At 57.7% G+C, this 18,266-nt stretch carries 21 protein-coding genes and 3 tRNA genes; 13 read left to right on the top strand and 11 right to left on the bottom strand.

Going from position 1 to position 18,266, the window contains the following annotated elements; genetic code table 11:
• Window positions 1-8 precede the first annotated feature (8 nt).
• From AC2FH9_RS12905 to AC2FH9_RS12890, 4 genes are all read left to right on the top strand, one after another.
• Complete coding sequence (locus tag AC2FH9_RS12905; protein ID WP_496871795.1) at window positions 9-1,058, top strand: quaternary amine ABC transporter ATP-binding protein; 1,050 nt, start codon at window positions 9-11, stop codon at window positions 1,056-1,058.
• The gene (locus tag AC2FH9_RS12900) at window positions 1,055-3,118 is read left to right on the top strand and encodes an ABC transporter permease (RefSeq protein WP_496871794.1); all 2,064 of its coding nucleotides are present in this window, start codon (window positions 1,055-1,057) and stop codon (window positions 3,116-3,118) included. The genes AC2FH9_RS12905 and AC2FH9_RS12900 overlap by 4 nt, the downstream gene beginning before the upstream one ends.
• A gap of 105 nt (window positions 3,119-3,223) precedes the next feature.
• Window positions 3,224-3,889, top strand: a complete 666-nt coding sequence (locus tag AC2FH9_RS12895; protein ID WP_496750222.1) for an NnrU family protein — start codon at window positions 3,224-3,226, stop codon at window positions 3,887-3,889.
• A 70-nt stretch (window positions 3,890-3,959) separates the two neighbouring features.
• A complete protein-coding gene (locus AC2FH9_RS12890; RefSeq protein WP_496694801.1) occupies window positions 3,960-4,481 on the top strand; it encodes a DUF2478 domain-containing protein in 522 nt (173 codons plus the stop codon).
• A gap of 110 nt (window positions 4,482-4,591) precedes the next feature.
• On the opposite strand, the gene AC2FH9_RS12885 is transcribed toward AC2FH9_RS12890, so the two are convergent.
• A tRNA-Tyr gene (locus AC2FH9_RS12885) sits at window positions 4,592-4,675 on the bottom strand.
• A gap of 116 nt (window positions 4,676-4,791) precedes the next feature.
• Here AC2FH9_RS12885 and rlmB point away from each other — a divergent pair.
• The 4 genes from rlmB to AC2FH9_RS12865 all read left to right on the top strand — a co-directional run bounded on the left by rlmB (window position 4,792) and on the right by AC2FH9_RS12865 (window position 7,085).
• Entirely contained in the window at window positions 4,792-5,565 is a 774-nt protein-coding gene (rlmB, locus tag AC2FH9_RS12880; RefSeq protein ID WP_142636858.1) for a 23S rRNA (guanosine(2251)-2'-O)-methyltransferase RlmB, read from the top strand.
• 15 nt (window positions 5,566-5,580) lie between these two features.
• Window positions 5,581-5,859 (top strand): hypothetical protein, encoded by a 279-nt coding sequence (locus tag AC2FH9_RS12875; protein ID WP_142636860.1) that lies wholly within the window; start codon window positions 5,581-5,583, stop codon window positions 5,857-5,859.
• Between the two features lie 108 nt (window positions 5,860-5,967).
• Window positions 5,968-6,414, top strand: a complete 447-nt coding sequence (locus AC2FH9_RS12870) for a YHS domain-containing (seleno)protein (protein WP_496694802.1) — start codon at window positions 5,968-5,970, stop codon at window positions 6,412-6,414.
• A gap of 200 nt (window positions 6,415-6,614) precedes the next feature.
• Entirely contained in the window at window positions 6,615-7,085 is a 471-nt protein-coding gene (locus AC2FH9_RS12865) for a CoA-binding protein (protein WP_496871791.1), read from the top strand.
• A gap of 4 nt (window positions 7,086-7,089) precedes the next feature.
• Here AC2FH9_RS12865 and AC2FH9_RS12860 read toward each other — a convergent pair whose 3' ends face one another.
• The 3 genes from AC2FH9_RS12860 to hisF all read right to left on the bottom strand — a co-directional run bounded on the left by AC2FH9_RS12860 (window position 7,090) and on the right by hisF (window position 8,793).
• Window positions 7,090-7,656, bottom strand: a complete 567-nt coding sequence (locus AC2FH9_RS12860) for a hypothetical protein (protein ID WP_142636866.1) — start codon at window positions 7,654-7,656, stop codon at window positions 7,090-7,092.
• A gap of 61 nt (window positions 7,657-7,717) precedes the next feature.
• On the bottom strand, window positions 7,718-8,035 hold the full coding sequence (locus AC2FH9_RS12855; protein ID WP_496689697.1) for a phosphoribosyl-ATP diphosphatase: 318 nt from the start codon (window positions 8,033-8,035) through the stop codon (window positions 7,718-7,720).
• Window positions 8,032-8,793 carry an imidazole glycerol phosphate synthase subunit HisF gene (gene hisF / locus AC2FH9_RS12850; RefSeq protein WP_281994914.1) on the bottom strand — a complete coding sequence of 254 codons (762 nt, stop codon included), beginning with the start codon at window positions 8,791-8,793 and terminating at the stop codon, window positions 8,032-8,034. Before hisF ends, AC2FH9_RS12855 begins: the two co-directional genes overlap by 4 nt.
• Before the next feature lie 170 nt (window positions 8,794-8,963).
• Here hisF and AC2FH9_RS12845 point away from each other — a divergent pair, with 170 nt between their 5' ends.
• A complete protein-coding gene (locus AC2FH9_RS12845) occupies window positions 8,964-9,356 on the top strand; it encodes a DUF302 domain-containing protein (RefSeq protein WP_496871788.1) in 393 nt (130 codons plus the stop codon).
• 1 nt (window position 9,357) lies between these two features.
• On the opposite strand, the gene hisA is transcribed toward AC2FH9_RS12845, so the two are convergent.
• Complete coding sequence (gene hisA / locus AC2FH9_RS12840; protein ID WP_496871786.1) at window positions 9,358-10,077, bottom strand: 1-(5-phosphoribosyl)-5-[(5-phosphoribosylamino)methylideneamino]imidazole-4-carboxamide isomerase; 720 nt, start codon at window positions 10,075-10,077, stop codon at window positions 9,358-9,360.
• A gap of 134 nt (window positions 10,078-10,211) precedes the next feature.
• On the opposite strand from hisA, the gene AC2FH9_RS12835 reads away from it, so the two are divergent.
• Window positions 10,212-10,619, top strand: coding sequence for a DUF2147 domain-containing protein (locus tag AC2FH9_RS12835; RefSeq protein WP_142636876.1), 408 nt, complete (start codon window positions 10,212-10,214; stop codon window positions 10,617-10,619).
• A gap of 4 nt (window positions 10,620-10,623) precedes the next feature.
• On the opposite strand, the gene hisH is transcribed toward AC2FH9_RS12835, so the two are convergent.
• Together hisH and hisB are read right to left on the bottom strand one after the other, a co-directional pair.
• Window positions 10,624-11,262 carry an imidazole glycerol phosphate synthase subunit HisH gene (gene hisH / locus AC2FH9_RS12830; protein ID WP_496690913.1) on the bottom strand — a complete coding sequence of 213 codons (639 nt, stop codon included), beginning with the start codon at window positions 11,260-11,262 and terminating at the stop codon, window positions 10,624-10,626.
• A complete protein-coding gene (hisB, locus tag AC2FH9_RS12825; RefSeq protein WP_496793243.1) occupies window positions 11,263-11,850 on the bottom strand; it encodes an imidazoleglycerol-phosphate dehydratase HisB in 588 nt (195 codons plus the stop codon). It lies immediately after the preceding gene.
• A gap of 154 nt (window positions 11,851-12,004) precedes the next feature.
• Between hisB and AC2FH9_RS12820 the strand changes: the two genes are divergently transcribed.
• Entirely contained in the window at window positions 12,005-12,244 is a 240-nt protein-coding gene (locus AC2FH9_RS12820; RefSeq protein ID WP_142636899.1) for an Lrp/AsnC family transcriptional regulator, read from the top strand.
• Here AC2FH9_RS12820 and AC2FH9_RS12815 read toward each other — a convergent pair.
• The 3 genes from AC2FH9_RS12815 to AC2FH9_RS12805 all read right to left on the bottom strand — a co-directional run bounded on the left by AC2FH9_RS12815 (window position 12,241) and on the right by AC2FH9_RS12805 (window position 12,634).
• Window positions 12,241-12,396 carry a hypothetical protein gene (locus tag AC2FH9_RS12815; RefSeq protein WP_496690911.1) on the bottom strand — a complete coding sequence of 52 codons (156 nt, stop codon included), beginning with the start codon at window positions 12,394-12,396 and terminating at the stop codon, window positions 12,241-12,243. The genes AC2FH9_RS12820 and AC2FH9_RS12815 overlap by 4 nt on opposite strands.
• Window positions 12,397-12,451: 55 nt before the next feature.
• Window positions 12,452-12,526 (bottom strand) — tRNA-Gly (locus tag AC2FH9_RS12810).
• A 33-nt stretch (window positions 12,527-12,559) separates the two neighbouring features.
• A tRNA-Gly gene (locus AC2FH9_RS12805) sits at window positions 12,560-12,634 on the bottom strand.
• A 201-nt stretch (window positions 12,635-12,835) separates the two neighbouring features.
• On the opposite strand from AC2FH9_RS12805, the gene AC2FH9_RS12800 reads away from it, so the two are divergent.
• Both AC2FH9_RS12800 and AC2FH9_RS12795 read left to right on the top strand, forming a co-directional pair.
• Window positions 12,836-13,219 carry an MAPEG family protein gene (locus tag AC2FH9_RS12800; RefSeq protein WP_496690910.1) on the top strand — a complete coding sequence of 128 codons (384 nt, stop codon included), beginning with the start codon at window positions 12,836-12,838 and terminating at the stop codon, window positions 13,217-13,219.
• 134 nt (window positions 13,220-13,353) lie between these two features.
• Window positions 13,354-14,301, top strand: a complete 948-nt coding sequence (locus AC2FH9_RS12795; protein ID WP_496750213.1) for a hypothetical protein — start codon at window positions 13,354-13,356, stop codon at window positions 14,299-14,301.
• A 53-nt stretch (window positions 14,302-14,354) separates the two neighbouring features.
• On the opposite strand, the gene AC2FH9_RS12790 is transcribed toward AC2FH9_RS12795, so the two are convergent.
• Window positions 14,355-17,792, bottom strand: a complete 3,438-nt coding sequence (locus AC2FH9_RS12790) for a pyruvate carboxylase (protein WP_496871784.1) — start codon at window positions 17,790-17,792, stop codon at window positions 14,355-14,357.
• Window positions 17,793-18,266: the final 474 nt, after the last annotated feature.

Below are 18,266 nucleotides of genomic sequence, written 5' to 3'. Positions count from 1 at the left end.
TGACATCAGTGACTGACGTAGATTCGCCAGCCATCGCCTGCCAGAATCTCTGGCAGGTGTTTGGCCCCGGCGCTGACAAAGCCCTGACCGACGCGCTGTCTCGGTCAGGGAATGACGCTGACAAAGCCGCTGCCGATCTGCGGGAAAACGGGTTCATCCCCGCCGTTCAGGATGCCAATTTCGAGGTCAAGGAGGGCGAGCTGTTTGTGATCATGGGCCTGTCCGGTTCGGGCAAGTCCACTTTGATCCGCTGTATCTCGCAGCTTTTGCCGGGCACGGGTGGCGAAATCCGTGTGGATGGCGAGAACGTCATCGGCGCGTCAAAGAAAGCCATGACCGAGCTGCGCCGCAAAAAGCTGGGCATGGTATTTCAGCATTTCGGCCTGTTCCCGCATATGACCGTTGCCGAAAACGTCGCCTATCCGCTGCGTGTTCAGGGTGTTAGCGGCAAAGAGCGGATGGCCCGCGCGCAGGAGGTGATCTCGTTGGTCGGGCTGGAAGGGCGCGAAGACAGCTTCCCGCGTCAGCTTTCGGGTGGTCAGCGGCAGCGTGTCGGGATTGCCCGGTCTCTGGCCGTGAACCCCGATATCTGGTTTTTGGACGAACCGTTCTCGGCCCTCGATCCCTTGATCCGCCGTCAGTTGCAGGATGAATTCCTGCGCATTCAGGCGACGTTGCAGAAATCCATCGTCTTCATCACCCACGATATTCAAGAGGCGCTGAAACTGGCCGACCGGATTGCCATCATGCGCGACGGCAAGATAGTCCAGATCGGTACACCCACCGATATCGTACTGCGCCCGGTGGATGATTACGTGCGAGAGTTTTCAAAGGATGTCGCCAAGGGTCAGCATGCCAAGGTCGCATCGGTCATGCGCCAAGACGGAGAGCGGGGACCAGATGACCCTGGCCTGACAACATCGATGACATTGGACGCTGCATTGGCGCATTGCATGGAGTTATATGAACCGGTGCCCGTCAGGGATGCCGATGGTAACATCGTCGGAACGGTTCATCCGTCCGATCTGGCCGCCGCCCTGCAGGTTGATGAAACATGACTGTAGCGACGGAAGTTTCTGTGCCGCAGGCGCGCCTGAGCATTGGCGCGCGCGCCGCACTGATCACAGTGATCGTCGGTGCGTTGTGTCTGGCGCTGGAAGGCGTCGCGCCCTGGCTGGTCAAATGGCCCGCAGGCTGGGAACTGCCTGCAACGCAATGGGTCGGCACGTTTCTGGACTGGTTCCTGAACGGGATCAAACCGGTGGCGCGGCTGTTTTCCGATCTCATGGCCTATCCCATGAACTGGGCCAACTTTGTTCTCGGCAATACGCCATGGCCCATCCTGATCGGTCTGGTGACTGCGCTGGGTTGGTATCTGGGCGGCTTGCCGATGGCGGCGCTGGGCTTTGTGGGCCTTAGCTTTGTGTTGGCATCGGGCTATTGGGCCGAAAGTATGAACACCCTAGCGTTAGTGGCCGTTTCCGTGCCGGTTGCGCTGATCATGGGCGGAGCTATCGGTATCCTTGCCAACGAAGTTCCGCGCGTGAAGTCATTTGTGCAGGCCGTGCTGGACGTGATGCAGACCGTGCCGACATTCGCTTATCTGACGCCGCTGCTGCTGCTGTTTGGTTTCGGTCCTGTGGTTGGGCTGATCGCCTCGGCCATCTATGCGGCCCCTCCGATGGCGCGCAACGTGATGTTGGGGCTGGAGCGGGTCGAACCGGAAATCAAAGAGGCTGCCATCATGTCCGGCGGCACGCGGTTTCAACAGCTGTTTCAGGTCGAGATCCCGGCTGCAGCCACGCAGATCATGGTCGGTGTGAACCAGTGCCTAATGGCTGCGCTGTCGATGGTTATCATCGCAGCCGTCATTGGCGGCTTCAACGATATCGGTTGGGAGGTTCTTCTGACCATGCGCAAGGCACAGTTCGGCGAAGCCTTGATGGCCGGTCTGGTGATCGTGGTCTTTGCCGTCGTCATCGACCGGATGAGCGGGACGCTGGCGACCGAACGTAAACGCTATGACCAGCGTGTCGCCTGGGCAGTAATTGGCGTTGCCGTGCTGTTCACCGCTGTCTTCTGGTCCAGGCTGCCGAACCCGTCCGAACTGACCATTCTCGACCCGCTGGCCGGGGTGATTGACGGCGGGCTGACGGCGTTTACCCAGGCTAATGGGCCTTGGCTTGACGCGCTCAAGAACAACTCTTTGTTCTATGTGCTGCTGCCGCTTCGGATTGGTTTGGACCAGGCCGTGCTGCCGTTCACATGGGGTTTTCAGTGGACGCCCGTGATGAGCTATGGCCTGTTCGCCGCCGCCGCAGCGATTGCTGTGCTAATGGCATGGCGCGGACACCTGACCGGCGGGCTGGTGATGCTGATCCTGATCGGGATGCTGGAAACCGGCATTGCCAATCTGCCCTGGCCTTTCGTTCTGACTGCCGCCGCCGCGTTGGGTTGGGTGGCAGGGGGCTGGCGATTGGCGGCGCTTTCGGTCGGATTGCTCTGTACCATTCTTGTCTCGGGCCTGTGGGAACGCGCGCTGTTATCGCTGTATCTGAGCGGTGCTGCGGTGTTTTCCTGTGCCGTAGTCGGTGGTGTGATTGGTCTGGCCAGTGCAGTCTGGTTGCCTGTTTGGAAGGTGGTCCGCCCCGTCTGTGACATGTTGCAGACGATCCCACTGTTCGTGTTCTTGATTCCTGTACTGATGGTGTTTCAGATCGGCGAGTTTTCGGCCTTTCTGGCAATTTGCGCCTATGCCGTTGTTCCGATGATCCGCTACACACGGCACGGGCTGGTCAATACACCGGATGAGATGATGGAGGCCGCCATCTCTAGTGGCGCGACCGAGTGGCAGATCATGCGTGACGTGCGCGCGCCTTATGCTGCGCCGACTATCTTACTGGGTCTGAACCAGACCATCCTTTACGCCTTTGCCATGCTGGTGATCGCTGCGCTGATCGGAACCACCGGTCTGGGCCAGTCGATCTACCTGGCGCTGGGCCAGGCGGATGTGGGATTGGGGATTTCAGCAGGGGCGGCGATGGCTATCCTTGCGCTGATAGCTGACCGCATCGTGCAGGGCTTTGCCGAGGAACGTCGCAAGGCGCTGGGCCTGTAAACATCGGTAGAAAGGCGGAACAACCGCCTCTCTGCCTCATTTGATTTCGGGCAAGGACGTTCCGGCGCAGGTGATTAAACCTGGCGCAAATGATCGGAGACTACCATGGCAGGCTGGCCCCTATTCTTTGCTGCACTGATAGCGTTTCTGGCGACCCATGCGATACCAGCGCGCCCCGCTGTGCGCGATCGCCTGATCACTACGTTCGGACGGCGCGGGTATTTCGTGGCTTATTCCATCTTGTCTCTGCTGGTTCTGGGTTGGTTGATCATCGCCGCAGCGCAAGCCCCGTATGTCGAGGTGATCCCACCCATTTGGATATTCCGCTGGATTCCCGTTCTGATGATGCCCGTTGTGTGCTGGCTCGCGGTTGCGGGCTTGACGATCCAGAACCCGTTTTCATTTGGTGGCTTGGGCCAGCGCCCGTTCGATCCGGAAAAGCCCGGCATTCTGCGCACCACGCGCCACCCGGTTTTGGTGGCGCTGTTGGTGTGGGCTGTCGCTCATCTGCTGGCCAATGGCAGCCTGTCCCACGTGATTTTGTTCGGTTTGTTTGCGGTATTTGCTGCGATGGGGCTGCCGCTGATTGATCGACGCAAGTCCCGTCAGATGGGTGCTGAATGGGGTCGGCTGTCGCGCAACACTGCAAGGTTTTCTTTGCGTGCGCCACGCCCTTGGCCGCCTGTTTGGATCGGGTTTGTAGCGCTGGTGGCATTTGCAATCCTGCTTCACCTACACAAACCGGTGATCGGATTGTCTCCGCTGCCATAAGCTGAGTGGTGGTCGGGGCGGGTCGTGCGTGCTATTTGATGTTTCGAATTGTTGCGACAAGGGGATTTGCATGTACCTCGCCTATGTTACGACCACCGACCGCGGTGCAACCGACCGTCTGCTGAGCGCGGCTGCGGATCGCCTTTTGGCCGCAGATGCGCAGTTGGCGGGTGTGGTGCAAACCAACACCGAATGCGCCGACAGCAGCAAGTGCGACATGGACGTCCGTGTCCTGCCCGAGGGCGAGACCATCCGGATTTCGCAGTCTTTGGGTACACAGTCGCGCGGCTGCCGTCTGGACCCTGCGGCACTTGAGCGGGCAGTTGGATATGTGACGGCATCGCTGGCAGAGAATCCCCATTTGCTGATCGTTAACAAGTTCGGCAAGCACGAGGCGGATGGGCGCGGTTTTCGCCCGGTCATCGCTGAAGCACTGGCGCAGGACATTCCGGTTCTTGTCGGGGTGAACGGTTTGAACACGGCCAAATTCGAAGAATTCACGGGCGGCGGTGCCGAGCAGATTGAGCCCGACCTTGAGGCGATCTTGGCCTGGTTTGACCGGGTCACTGCGCAACGTGAAGCTGCCGCCTGACAGAACGGTCATAAGGCGGGGCCATCGGTCCTGCCAATTTCTGCTTGGTACGGTGTGATCAGCCATCCATCACTCGCGCTGGCAAAGCTTGCTGAATGTCTGGAAGAAAATGGTGGGCGACCCTGGAATCGAACCAGGCGTGCGTCTCCGCGAGGGAGTTACAGTCCCCTGCCACACCTTGCGGCCTGTCGCCCACTGTCAGGCGTTGCACCTGACGTGGAGGCGTGATTACTAGCGCTCTAAAGGAGCGTCAACAGGAAAATACTGCTTTGACGCAGGAAACCGAATTCGCGGCCCGGAGGCCAAAGAAATGAAGAAACCCAAGTGGGTCGTCGAAAAAGAACAGGCGCGCAAAGCTGCCGCATCCGAAACTGTTTGGCTGTTTGGTCTGCATGCGGTGCGGGATGCGCTGATGAACCCAAACCGCACAAAATTGCACCTGATTGTGACGCGGAATGCGCGGGACAAGCTGGTGGAAGCCATTGAATTTGCAGGTATTGAGCCCGAGATGGTTGATCCACGCAAATTTACCGCTCCGATCGACCCGGGGTCGGTTCATCAGGGCGCGGCCCTTGAGGTTAAGCCTTTGGAATGGGGTGGTCTGGCGGAAAACTGCATCGGGCGCGAACACCCGCGCGTCATTTTGTTAGACCGCGTAACCGACCCCCATAATGTCGGAGCGATTCTACGGTCAGCTGAGGTTCTTGGGGCCAGCGCTGTAGTCGGTATGCGCCATCACGCGGCGCCGGAAACTGGCGCGCTGGCCAAGACCGCCAGCGGCGCACTGGAACGTCAACCCTATCTGCGGGTGCGTAACCTGGCTGATGCCATTGTCGAGTTGCAGGGAATGGGGTTTCTGGTCCTAGGACTGGACGGCGAGGCGGACGACACGATCGAGGCCGCCTTGGGAGGTAACCCGGACCAGCCAGTGGCATTGGTGTTAGGCGCAGAGGGACCGGGCCTGAGGCAAAAAACCAAAGAAACCGTCGACAAGTTGGTCAAAATTGACGCTGTGGGCGGGTTTGGTTCTCTCAATGTCTCAAATGCGGCGGCGATTGCCCTATATGCTTCTAGGCAAAGATAACGACAGGAGAACGCCATTTCCACGCCATCCAAAATTGCGACCTGCTGTTATTGTGGGACCCGGGCAGCGCTTGTTCTAAAAGGCACGCAGCGCCAAGAGCTCAGTTGTTCAAGCTGCGGTGCCCCGCTGCATAACCTCAAGATGATGCCAAAGCGCAAACTGGACGATGCCAAGGCGAACCGTCAAACAGCCAAGCAGGATCGTCCCTACAAAGGCAAAAAGAAGAAGAAAAAAGGCGTTTTCTCACGGGTGCTGGATGAAGCCTGGGATGTGATCGAGGACATTTTCGACTAAAGGCTGGCGTTGCCGGTTCGAATGTTCACAAGCGCGTTAAAAGGGGTTTCAGTTGCGATAATAAATTGCATCTTGATACCCTGAGTTTCTATTTGTGATCCGATGACCATGAACAGACGTTTCCTTTTTGGCGCGATTGCCGCCAGTGTGATTGCTCTTCCTGCGTTTGCGCAGGATCTGCCCGTCTTCTATCGGACGGACGGTGCAGCCATGGCCGGATATGATGCGGTGTCCTATTTCAATGGCGAAACACCTGTTCGGGGTCAGCCTGAATACGCGGTTATGTGGAAAGGCGCCGAATGGCACTTTGCCACCGCTGAGAATCGGGACGCGTTTGAGATGAATCCGCGTGCCTATGCACCTCAGTTCGGCGGGTACTGCGCCTTCGCAATGGCGCAAGGAGAGCTTGTCAGCACCGATCCGACTATTTGGCAGGTGATTGACGGTCGGCTATATCTGACCCACTCGCCAGAAATCGAGCGCATCTGGCAACGCGATACCGCAGCTTATATCCGCGAGGCCGAGGCGCATTGGCCAAGCGTTCTATATGAATAACAGGGCGGCGGCCGTTTTTTCTGATCTGTCATCACAAAATCGCGCGCTACCTCTTTTTTTCTCTGAACTCATGCTTAAATGTCACAGTGACCGCGGAACGGAACTGCCGCGGGTCATTTCACTGTCCCTCGTTCCAACAACTGGCGCTCAGGTATTCCTGGGCGCTTTTTTCTTTTGAAAACGGCGGCTAGGGTGGTCGAATGACTGAGTATTCCGATGAATTCCTGACCCAGATCCTGAAACATACCAAAACCGTTGCTGTGGTTGGGGTGTCGATGAATCCTGTGCGACCCAGCTATAATGTGGCGCGGTATTTGTCACTCAAAGGATACAAGGTGATCCCTGTTAACCCCGGTCATGCGGGCAAGATCCTGTTTGGCCAGACAATCCGTGCGTCGCTATCCGAGATTTCCGAACCGGTAGACATGGTCGATATCTTTCGCCGATCCGAAGCTGTACCGCCCATAGTGGACGAGGCGCTTGAGGCGTTTCCCAATCTGCGCACAATCTGGATGCAGATTGGGATAGAACATGCCACGGCTGCGGCCACAGCGCAGGCGCGCGGGGTGGATGTCGTGATGAACCGCTGTCCGAAGATCGAATATCAGCGTTTGTTCGGCGAATTGCGCATGGGTGGTTTTGCCACCGGAATGATTTCGTCGAAACTCTGAGCGGTTATTCACCGAGATATGGTTGCAGTTCGCCGAATTGTTCCAAACGCCGCTTTTCCAGAACCACTTCGCGCGGGACCCAGTCATAGCGCGTGTCTTGTGGTAAGGGCGTCCAGTACAGCACGCCGCCATAGCGCCAGGGGTCCAGCACAACACCGTCATACATTGTCTCGCCTTTGCGACTGATGATTGCCGTGCTGTGGTCGATCCGGAATGGGTTGTCGGCATTAGCGATGGCGCGGTGCATTTCCAGCGTCTGGAAGTTTTCCTGATCCAGCCGCCGTTCGATATCCTCGGCCCAGTGCCAACACAGTCCTCGCGGCTTCAGGCCCTTGTTGACTTTGGCATTGTGGATCAGTGGCGGGTCGGTGATCTGGTATTCCTGAGCCAGTTGATCGGTGTAGGCATAGGCAATGCGCGCGGCGCGGTTGGCCTCTTCAGGGTCGATGTCAGGCCCGAGGTTGCGGATTTCAGACGCCAGGCGCTGAACTTCATCACTGGTGGACGGCGGGGCAATTGCGCAGGACCCCAGAACGGCTAGCGCCAGTCCAAATACCAAAGCTCTGATCATCTGCGCGCCCTTTGACCTGCGAACCTGTCAGGATCAGAATAAAGGATCGACAACACCTGCGTCACCCCTTGGGTCGCGCGGCCTTTTCCGCGATGCCGCTGGTGCCCTGACGCCGCACCAGTTCGGCCAACACATCATCCAGCGCCACATCGCGCGCGGCCAGCATGACCAGCAGGTGATACAGTACATCCGCCGCCTCTGAGGTCAGCTTGGCCTGGTCGCCCTTGACCGCCTCAATGATGGCCTCAACCGCCTCTTCGCCGAATTTCTCGGCGCATTTCTCGGGGCCTTTGGCCAACAGCTTGGCGGTCCAGCTGCCTTCAGGATCCGTCCCTTTGCGGGCCTCAATCGTTTGGGCCAGGTCGTGGAGAATGCTCATGTCAGCCTCATCGGGATGCCAGCGGCGGCCATGTGTTCCTTGGCCTCGCGGATGGTGTATTCGCCGAAGTGAAAGATCGATGCGGCAAGGACAGCGCTGGCACCGCCTTCGGTGACGCCTTCCACCAGATGATCCAGAGTTCCAACCCCGCCCGAGGCGATCACTGGCACATTCACAGCATCCGAAATGGCGCGTGTCAGCGGCAAGTTGAACCCGGCTTTGGTACCATCGCGATCCATCGAGGTCAGCAGAATTTCACCCGCGCCCTTGGCGACGACGGTTTTGGCGAACTCGACCGCGTCGATGCCAGTGGGCTTGCGTCCGCCATGAGTAAAAATTTCCCACTTGCCGGGACTGACAGTCTTGGCGTCGATGGCACAGACAATGCACTGGCTGCCGAATTGATCGGCGGCTTGGGCGATCACATCCGGGTTTGCCACTGCCGCCGAGTTGAAGCTGACCTTGTCTGCACCGGCCAGCAACAGAGCGCGCACGTCTTCCTTGGTCCGCACGCCGCCGCCAACGGTCAGCGGTACAAAGCACTGTTCCGCTGTGCGCTGCACCACATCGAACATGGTCCCGCGGTTTTCATGGGTGGCATGGATGTCCAGAAAGCAAATCTCGTCAGCGCCTGCCGCGTCATAGGCCTTGGCGGATTCCACCGGGTCACCCGCATCGCGCAGGCCAACAAAGTTAACGCCTTTGACAACGCGGCCATCGGCGACATCCAGACAGGGTATGATACGGGTTTTCAGCATCTCTCGTCCTTTGTTGGCGCACCTCTAACGGCAAAGCCCCGCCGATGCCAGACTTGTGATTGTCACAACTCTGGAACCTGTGAAAACTGTCCCCAATTCATCAGGAGATCAATGAGATGCGTAGACTCTTTTTAGCAACCACTTTCATTTTCGCAGGAGCAGCTGCCGCAATGGCTGACGATATCATCAAGATGAAGACCGACAAATCGGTGACCCAGGCGCTGGACGCGCTTGAGACGGCGATTGGCAACGCTGGTGCAACGGTTTTTGCGCGGGTTGACCACGCGGCCGGGGCCGAAAAGATCGGAACGCCAATACCACCCAATCAGGTGCTGATCTTCGGCAATCCTGCGCTAGGTACGCCTGCAATGCAGATCGACCCGCGTGCCGGACTGTTCCTGCCGCTCAAGGTGCAAGCGTATGAAGATTCCGACGGTCAGGTTTGGCTGATCTATGAAGATCCAAAAGAGACGATGGATGAGTTCGACGCGGTCGAAAACTCTCCCATCATCGAGAAAATGCGCGGGGCGCTGGCAAAGCTGACTGCGGCTGCCGCGCAGTAAATCAGGTCAGGGCGCGAATGGCCTCTGCCAGGTCAATCGCGCCGTCATACAGCGCCCGACCGGAAATCGCGCCGTTCAGTTCCACACCGCAATCACGCAGAGCAATCAGATCATCCAATGAGCTGACGCCGCCTGACGCGATCACCGGGATCGATACGGCACGGGCCAAGTCCGCGGTGGCCTCAATGTTAGGGCCCTGCATCGCGCCATCGCGGTTGATATCAGTATAGATGATTGCAGCAACACCGGCATCCTCGAAGCTGCGCGCCAGATCAGTGACCTGCACATTCGTCTCTTCAGCCCAGCCTTTGGTCGCGACCATGCCGTTGCGGGCATCAATGCCAACGGCAACTTTGCCGGGAAAGGTTTTGGCCGCTTCGCGCACCAGATCCGGATTCTCGACCGCGATTGTGCCCAGAATCACTCGGGCCAGACCTTTGTGGATCCAGGTTTCAATGGTGGCCATGTCGCGGATACCGCCACCAAGCTGGGCGGGAACGTTGCATTCCTTCAGAATTGCCTCGACTGGGGCGGCGTTGACCGGCTCACCGGCAAAGGCACCGTTCAGGTCAACCAGATGTAGCCATTCGCACCCCGCGTCGACAAAGGCACGGGCCTGGGCGGCGGGGTCTTCATTGAACACGGTCGCTTTGTCCATTTCTCCGCGCAGCAGGCGCACGGCCTGTCCGTCTTTGAGGTCGATGGCAGGATAGAGGATCATGTTGTCAGGCCTTGAATCGCTGTTTTCCCGGCGGGATATCGCACAGGCAGGGCAGGGGATGCAACGCGACGCAAAGTCAATCTTGCCCCACGTCCACCAGCGCGCCAGACTGCTGGTCAAATAGGGAGGATTTTATGAAGAAAACAACTTTTGCAGCAGCCTTGGGGCTGGCATCTCTGATTTCGGGAGCGGCGATGGCCGACCCGGTAGACGGTCTTTGGAAAACCCAGCCCGGAGACACCGGCGGATATCTGCATGTTTCGATCGCCGAATGCGGCAGCGCGATTTGCGGTACCATCGATACCGCTTTTGACAAAGACGGGAATGAACAGTTGGAATATGAAAACCTCGGCAAGCAGATCATCTGGGATATGGTGCCCGATGGCGACGGCACCTATGGCGGAGGCAAGATCTGGGCTCCGGACAGAGACAAGACCTACAGCTCGAAAATGACCCTGGACAGCCAGAACAAGCTGACCGTCAAAGGTTGTGTTGCGGGTGGATTGGTGTGTCGCGGGCAGGACTGGACACGGGTTCAGTAACCACTCAGGGCGTCCAGGTCAGGAAATTCCCGATCATGCGCAGGCCCACATCCTGGCTTTTCTCAGGATGGAACTGCATCCCGACCATAGTGTCACGGCCAATTACGGCCGTGACGTCCTGACCGTAATCCACATAGGCCAGACGCTGTGCCGGATCGCTGACCCGGAAATGGTATGAGTGGACGAAATAGGCGTGATCGCCTGATGTGACCCCGGCAAAGACAGGGTGTTCGCTTTCCAACACCAGATCGTTCCAACCCATATGCGGCACTTTCAGCGACCGGTCTGACGGCGCAATCTGCACCACATCCCCGGCAATCCAGTCCAACCCATCGGTGTCAGTGTACTCATGACCTTTCGAGGCCATCAGCTGCATACCCACGCAGATACCCAAAAATGGGCGGGCTTTCTGCTCGACCGCTTCGACCATCGCGTCATAGATACCCTTGTGCCCGCGCAGCTCAGCCGCGCAGGCAGGGAAAGCGCCGTCGCCGGGCAGCACCAGCCGGTCGGCGCGTGCAACGACATCCGCGTCTGAAGTTACTACGACCTCGCCGGCGTCCAGTTCCCGCGCCATGCGCTGAAACGCCTTTTCAGCGGAATGCAGATTGCCGCTTTCATAGTCGATAATGGCGGTGAGCATTTACAACGCGCCCTTGGTCGACGGAATCGCATCTGCTTTGCGCGCATCGGTCTCAACCGCGTCGCGCAATGCGCGCGCGACAGCTTTGAACGCCGCTTCTGCGATGTGGTGGCTGTTGAACCCGTGCAACTGGTCGATATGCAGCGTGATGCCGCCATGAGTGGCCAGTGCCTGAAAGAACTCGCGCACCAGTTCAGTGTCGAAGGCGCCAATCTTGGGTGTCGGCAGGTCTACGTTCCAGATCAGAAACGGTCGCCCTGACAGATCCAACGCACAGCGCACCTGTGCATCGTCCATCGGCAGGTGACATTCGCCATACCGCCGGATGCCCTTTTTGTCGCCCAAGGCCTGTGTCAACGCTTGCCCCAGTGCGATTCCGGTATCCTCGACCGTGTGGTGGTCGTCGATGTGGTAATCGCCCTTGGCGCGGATCGTCATGTCGATCAGAGAATGGCGCGCTAACTGATCCAGCATGTGGTCAAAGAAACCGACGCCGGTCTGATTGTCATACTGGCCAGTCCCATCCAGATTGACCTTGACCGTGATCTCGGTTTCGGCGGTCTGACGGCTGATCTTTGCGCTGCGCATGGGCGAATTCCTTTTACTACAGGCGTGCTTATAGACGGGGTAGGGCGGGTTGATCCAGACCATCCGTCGCAATCGCCGCAAACTGTTGCAGGGGATTGCGCCCGGGCGCAGCCCATGTCAGCCTGCGGCCAACTCAACCAACAAGGCTCGGCCCATGTCCACTTGTGTTTTCATCCAGATCCGCTGCAAACCTGGCACCACTTACAAGGTGGCTGAAGAGATCGCGTTGCGCGAAATCCACTCGGAGCTCTACTCTACCAGCGGCGAATATGACCTGCTGCTGAAGCTTTACATCCCCGAGGCCGAGGATGTGGGACATTTCATCAATGAAAATCTGCTGGTGATCTCGGGTATAGAACGCTCGCTGACCACAATGACGTTCAAGGCCTTCTAGCCCTGCTCAAACGTGGTCACGCGGAAGATTCGGTCCGGGTCGTGATTGGAGTACTTCGGCGCGGTGTCAAAGACGTTCTTACGCGCCGTCCGCGCGGCCAATGTGAAGGCGGCTTTGTTCGGTTGCGGCATATGAACATATACGCGGGTCATGCTTTTCAGCAGGCCGCGCCATAAGAAAACAGCGTTGAGTGAGAGGGTTTGTATCTGGAGCGGGCGAGGCGATTCGAACGCCCGACCCTAACCTTGGCAAGGTTATGCTCTACCCCTGAGCTACGCCCGCATCAGATACATATTTGGTCCGGAGACCTCTCAATGGAGCGGGCGAGGCGATTCGAACGCCCGACCCTAACCTTGGCAAGGTTATGCTCTACCCCTGAGCTACGCCCGCGCCGTTGAGTGAGGCGTGAAGTATTAATTCTGGCGGAAAGCTGCAAGGGGAAAAACGCGACTTTTGCAAAAAATCTTCTCGTGCGGAGGAAATCCAGACAGACTTGACCTCGCGTAGCAGCAGCCCGGTTCAACTGGACCGGTCGAGATTCCGCGTTAAGCTTTGCCCAGAGCTTAGGAATATTAATAGACGGAGCCACCCATGCTGACAATTACACCGGTTTATGCGGCATTAGCCGCCTTTTTGTATCTGGCGCTGAGCCTTCGGGTCATTGGCCACCGACGGGGCGAAAAGGTTTCCTACGGGGATGGTGGCAAGGGGCAAATGATCAAGGCGATCCGAACTCATGGCAATTTCGCGGAATACGCGCCGTTTGCGCTGTTATTGATGGCGATGGTTGAATTGCAGGGCGCCAGCGGGTTGCTGTTGAACCTGTTGGGATTGGCCTTGCTGGGTGGTCGCCTGCTTCATGCATATGGGTTTGGCAGGTCTCCGCAGATCGTTATCCTCAGGCAAATCGGAATGCTGCTGACATTTGGTTCAATCCTCGTAGCTGCAATAGCCAATATTGTGCTGGCGGTGTGAGCGCGGTGGGTCGCTCACGCCGAAAAAGGCCACCGTTTTACCCAAATTCAATTATTAACTAACTGTCAACATTATCTCAGGCGCTTGATTTTGTGGTATCTGCTGCCACTGCTCAAGAAGGACAGGTGAATAATATGAAACGGTTCCTGTTACTTTCGCGTGTAGTTGCGACCTCATTTCTGCTGCTTGGCGCTGTAAGCTTTGTGGCAGTTGTTGCCGCACCTGATATGGCCATCGCCAAAAATGGTGGCGGCAAAGGTAATGGCGGTGGCAAAGGCAATGGCGGTGGCAAAGGCAATGGTGGTGGAAATGGGAACGGCGCGGATAAGTCTGGCGACAAGTCCTCACAGGTGAAAGGTGGCAAGTCCTCGGGTAAAAAGGGGACGGGCAAAGGGTTGCTCGCCAGTCTTGGCCTGAAAAAGCAAAAAACTGCCAAAACGGGCGCTACGACTCAAAAGAAAAACGGGCTGGTCGCTTCGATTGGTAATCTGGTCAAGGGCAATAAGAAACCTGCCAAGATGACCAAAGTTACCACTGCTGTCGTTGATGAGAAGCCGGTTCACCCCAACAAGCACGGCAAAATTGCATCGGAGCTTAAAGGTCTGAACGCGGCCCATGCCAGCCAAACGGCTCTCATGAATGCGTCCCCGAACAGTATGCCAGGAAAGCTGTACTCTTATCAGCAGAACATCCTTGGTCATACCGACGCGACGACAGATCTGCAGGATAAGAACGACGAACTGGAAGACCTGCAGGAACTGACCGCAGAAGAGATCGAAGAGGCCTATGAGCCGACCGAGGACGAGCTTGCCGAGGGCATCACCGCTCAGGACAAGTACGACGACGCGGTCGAAGCGGCTGAGCTGGCTGTAGAGGAGGCCGAGACAAACCTGGCCGGATCTTCTGACCCGCAAGAGGCTCTGGATACTCTGACCGGCGGTCGCGAGTTGTCTGACGACGCCCTGAACGAGCTGCACGACCTGCTGGGTCTGCCGGCGCTTGCGGATTATGATGTTTCTGATGATGAAACAGAAAAGGCATTGGTCGAAGATGAGGTTGAAGAAGAAACCGTAGACGGCTGAACCTTAACCCAATGAAATGGAAAAGGCGCGCCCCAGAGGCGCGCCTTTTTTTGCTATTCCAGCTCGATCAGCAGGTCCTTGGCGTCAATTTGACCGCCTGGCTGAACGTGGATGGCTTTGACTACGGCGTCCCTTTCGGCGTGAATGCCAGTCTCCATCTTCATGGCCTCGATGGTCAAAAGCATATCGCCTTCTTTGACCTCTTGTCCCGAAGTAACCGCAACGGTTGCCACGACACCCGGCATCGGTGCGCCGATATGTGCGAGGTTGCCGATTTCCGCTTTGGGTCGGGCCTGCGTGGTTGACGTCACCAGACGGTTTGGCACCCGGATCACACGGGGCTGACCGTTCAGTTCAAAGAACACTTTGACCTCACCATTTTCATCGGTTTCACCGATGGCCTGACAGCGAATTTCCAGAGTCTTGCCGGGATCGATTTCCGCGGCGATCTCTTCGCCGGGCTCCATTCCATAGAAGAATGTGCGCGTGGGCAGGGTGCGGACGGGGCCATAAATCCGGTGGCGACCCATGTAATCAAGGAACACCTTGGGATACATCAGGTATCCGATCAGATCCTCGTCGTCGACCTCTTTGCCGTCAAGTTGTTTGGACAGTTCGGCGCGCGTTTCCTCCAGATCGACCGGGGGTACGTCTTTGCCGGGGCGGTCAGTGTTGGGGCTTTCGCCCTTAAGCGCCTTGCTGATGATCGCATCAGGGAACCCGCCCGGAGGCTGCCCCAGATTGCCGCGCATCATGTCGATGACCGAATCCGGGAAGGCCACGTCCGAGTCCGGGTTTTCGACATCGGCGCGCGTCAGCCCTTGGCTGACCATCATCAGCGCCATGTCGCCAACCACTTTTGACGAAGGCGTGACTTTGACGATATCGCCGAACATCTGGTTCACGTCCGCATACATCTGCGCCACTTCATGCCAACGCTCTTCCAGGCCAAGGCTGCGCGCCTGAGCCTTGAGGTTAGTGAACTGGCCACCGGGCATCTCGTGCAGATATACCTCGGATGCAGGGGCCTGCAGGCTGGATTCAAAGGCCGCATACTGGCCTCGGACCACCTCGAAATAGTCGCTGATTTCGCGGATGGCCTTGATGTCCAGACCGGTGTCGCGTTCCGTATGGCGCAGCGCTTCGACCACAGTGCCCAATGTCGCCTGAGAAGTGTTGCCACTGAAGCTGTCCATCGCGCAATCCACTGCGTCCACACCCGCCTCGGAGGCGGCCAGAATGGTGGCGCTGGCGATACCGGCAGTGTCGTGCGTGTGGAAGTGGATTGGCAACCCGACCTCTTCTTTCAGCGCACGGATCAAAATCTTGGCCGAGGCTGGTTTCAGCAGGCCGGCCATGTCTTTCAGGCCCAGAATATGAGCCCCGGCATCGCGCAGCTCTTTCGCCATGCCAACATAGTATTTTAGGTCATATTTGGCACGGTTCGGGTCCAGAATATCGCCAGTATAGCAAACGGTGCCTTCACAGATTTTACCGTTCTCGACCACCGCATCCATCGCGACACGCATATTTTCGACCCAGTTGAGAGAGTCGAAGACGCGGAACACGTCGATATTTTCCGACGCCTGACGAACGAATTCCTGCACCACGTTGTCGGGGTAATTGGTGTATCCAACCCCGTTTGCGCCGCGCAAAAGCATCTGGGTCATCAGGTTCGGCATCACCTCGCGCAGGTCACGCAGACGTTGCCACGGACATTCCTGCAAGAACCGATAAGCCACATCGAAAGTGGCGCCGCCCCAGCATTCGACGCTGAACAGCTGCGGCAGGTTGGCCGCATAGCTCGGGGCCACTTTGATCATGTCGATCGACCGCATCCGCGTCGCCAGCAGCGACTGGTGCCCGTCGCGCATCGTGGTGTCGGTGATCAGCAACTGGCGCTGAGCCTTCATCCAATCGGCCACCGCCTGCGGGCCCTTTTGTTCTAGCAGATTGCGGGTGCCCATCTGCGGTTCACTTTTCAGAGCCGGGGCCTTGGCCTCTTTCAGATCGGTACGCGGTTCGGGACGATCCTTGGTTTCGGGATGCCCATTCACGGTGATATCCGCAATATAGGTCAGAACCTTGGTGCCCCTGTCACGGCGTCGTTTAAAGGTGAACAGCTCGGGCGTCGTGTCAATGAACTTGGTGGTGTATTCATTCGACAGGAAGGTCGGGTGTTTCAGCAGGTTGATGACAAAGTCGATATTGGTGCTGACGCCACGAATACGGAACTCGCGCAGCGCTCGGTCCATTCGCGAAATCGCGGCCTGTGGCGTCGGGGCCCAGGCCGTGACCTTGGTCAGCAGCGAGTCGTAGTACCGCGTGATTACACCACCCGCATAGGCCGTGCCGCCATCCAGGCGAATACCCATGCCAGTAGCCGAGCGGTATGCGGTGATGCGACCGTAGTCGGGAATGAAGTTGTTCTGCGGGTCTTCGGTTGTGATCCGGGTCTGAAGGGCATGACCGTTCAGGTGCACATCCGCTTGGCTGGCGGCGCCGGTGGCTTCGGCCAACGATTTACCCTCGGCAATCAGGATCTGTGCCTGCACAATGTCGATACCTGTGACTTCCTCGGTGACGGTATGTTCCACCTGAACGCGCGGGTTCACCTCGATGAAGTAGAACTTGCTGGTTTCCATATCCATCAGGAACTCGACGGTGCCTGCGCATTCATAATTTACATGGGCGCAAATCTTGCGGCCCAGTTCGCAGATTTCCGCGCGTTGTTCTTCGCTGAGATACGGGGCAGGCGCGCGTTCCACGACTTTCTGATTACGGCGCTGGACCGAGCAGTCGCGCTCATACAGGTGGTAAATTTCGCCATGTTTGTCGCCCAGAATCTGCACCTCGACATGGCGGGCGCGGATAATCATCTTTTCCAAATAGCCCTCGCCATTGCCAAAGGCAGCCTCGGCTTCGCGGCGGCCTTCCAGGACCTTTTCTTCCAGTTCGTCCTCGGATTCGATTGGGCGCATGCCGCGGCCACCTCCGCCCCAGGATGCTTTGAGCATCAGGGGATATCCGATCTCTTTGGCTTGTGACCGGATCGCGTCCATATCGTCGCCCAGCACTTCGGTCGCTGGGATCACCGGAACTCCGGCGGCGATGGCCACGCGGCGGGCGCTGGCCTTGTCGCCCAAGGCGCGCATGGTTTCGGCCTTTGGTCCAATGAAGGTGATCCCGTTCTGGACGCAGGCATCCACGAAATCTGGGTTTTCCGACAACAAGCCATAGCCCGGGTGGATGGCATCCGCACCACATTCCTTGGCCACGCGAATAATCTCGTCAATGCTGAGGTAAGCGGCAACCGGCCCCATCCCCTCGCCGATGCGATAGGCCTCGTCCGCCTTGAAACGGTGCAAGCCAAGCTTGTCCTCTTCCGCATATACGGCGACTGTGCGTTTGCCCATCTCATTCGCTGCGCGCATCACGCGAATGGCAATCTCGCCGCGGTTGGCGATCAGGATCTTGTCGAAATGTGTCATATCAGGTCCCGGTCCTGTTTGTTTGGCGAACTTCTAGGCGAACAATACGCGCAGGTATATCGGTGATTTGGGTAGAACCGGCATGTTAACGCTCGCAAACGCCTCCTGTTGGTGAATGCTTGATAGCCTTGCTGCGCTGCGGCATCAAGACTGGTGAATTGCGGCGTGATTTGGCGTGTTCATTAAAGACTTTTTGGCCACGGTCGGCAGGTGCTTTCCCAAGTTTCGACATAGCAGGCAAGTTGCGCGCATGGTCGTGCCGGGTGCCGAGCCGATTGACTTCAAGCACGTTGGGAATGAAAGGCCTGACCGCGCCCGGTTTTCGTGGATGTGCAGCCCCGAGAGGTTTCGGGCAGATCGTTTGCGTACCGCTTGCCTCAAATCATTGCGTCACTTCTTTATCCGATCCTCTGAAAGATCACCGACCGTTTAAGAGTCTAGGGATTGTGCTGCTCAAAAGCGATAGGGCTGGCT

The organism is Ruegeria sp. CDSC081, assembly GCF_059610485.1.
The sequence above is the reverse complement of the archived record's forward strand: the minus strand, read 5'-3'. Positions and strand labels throughout refer to the sequence as shown.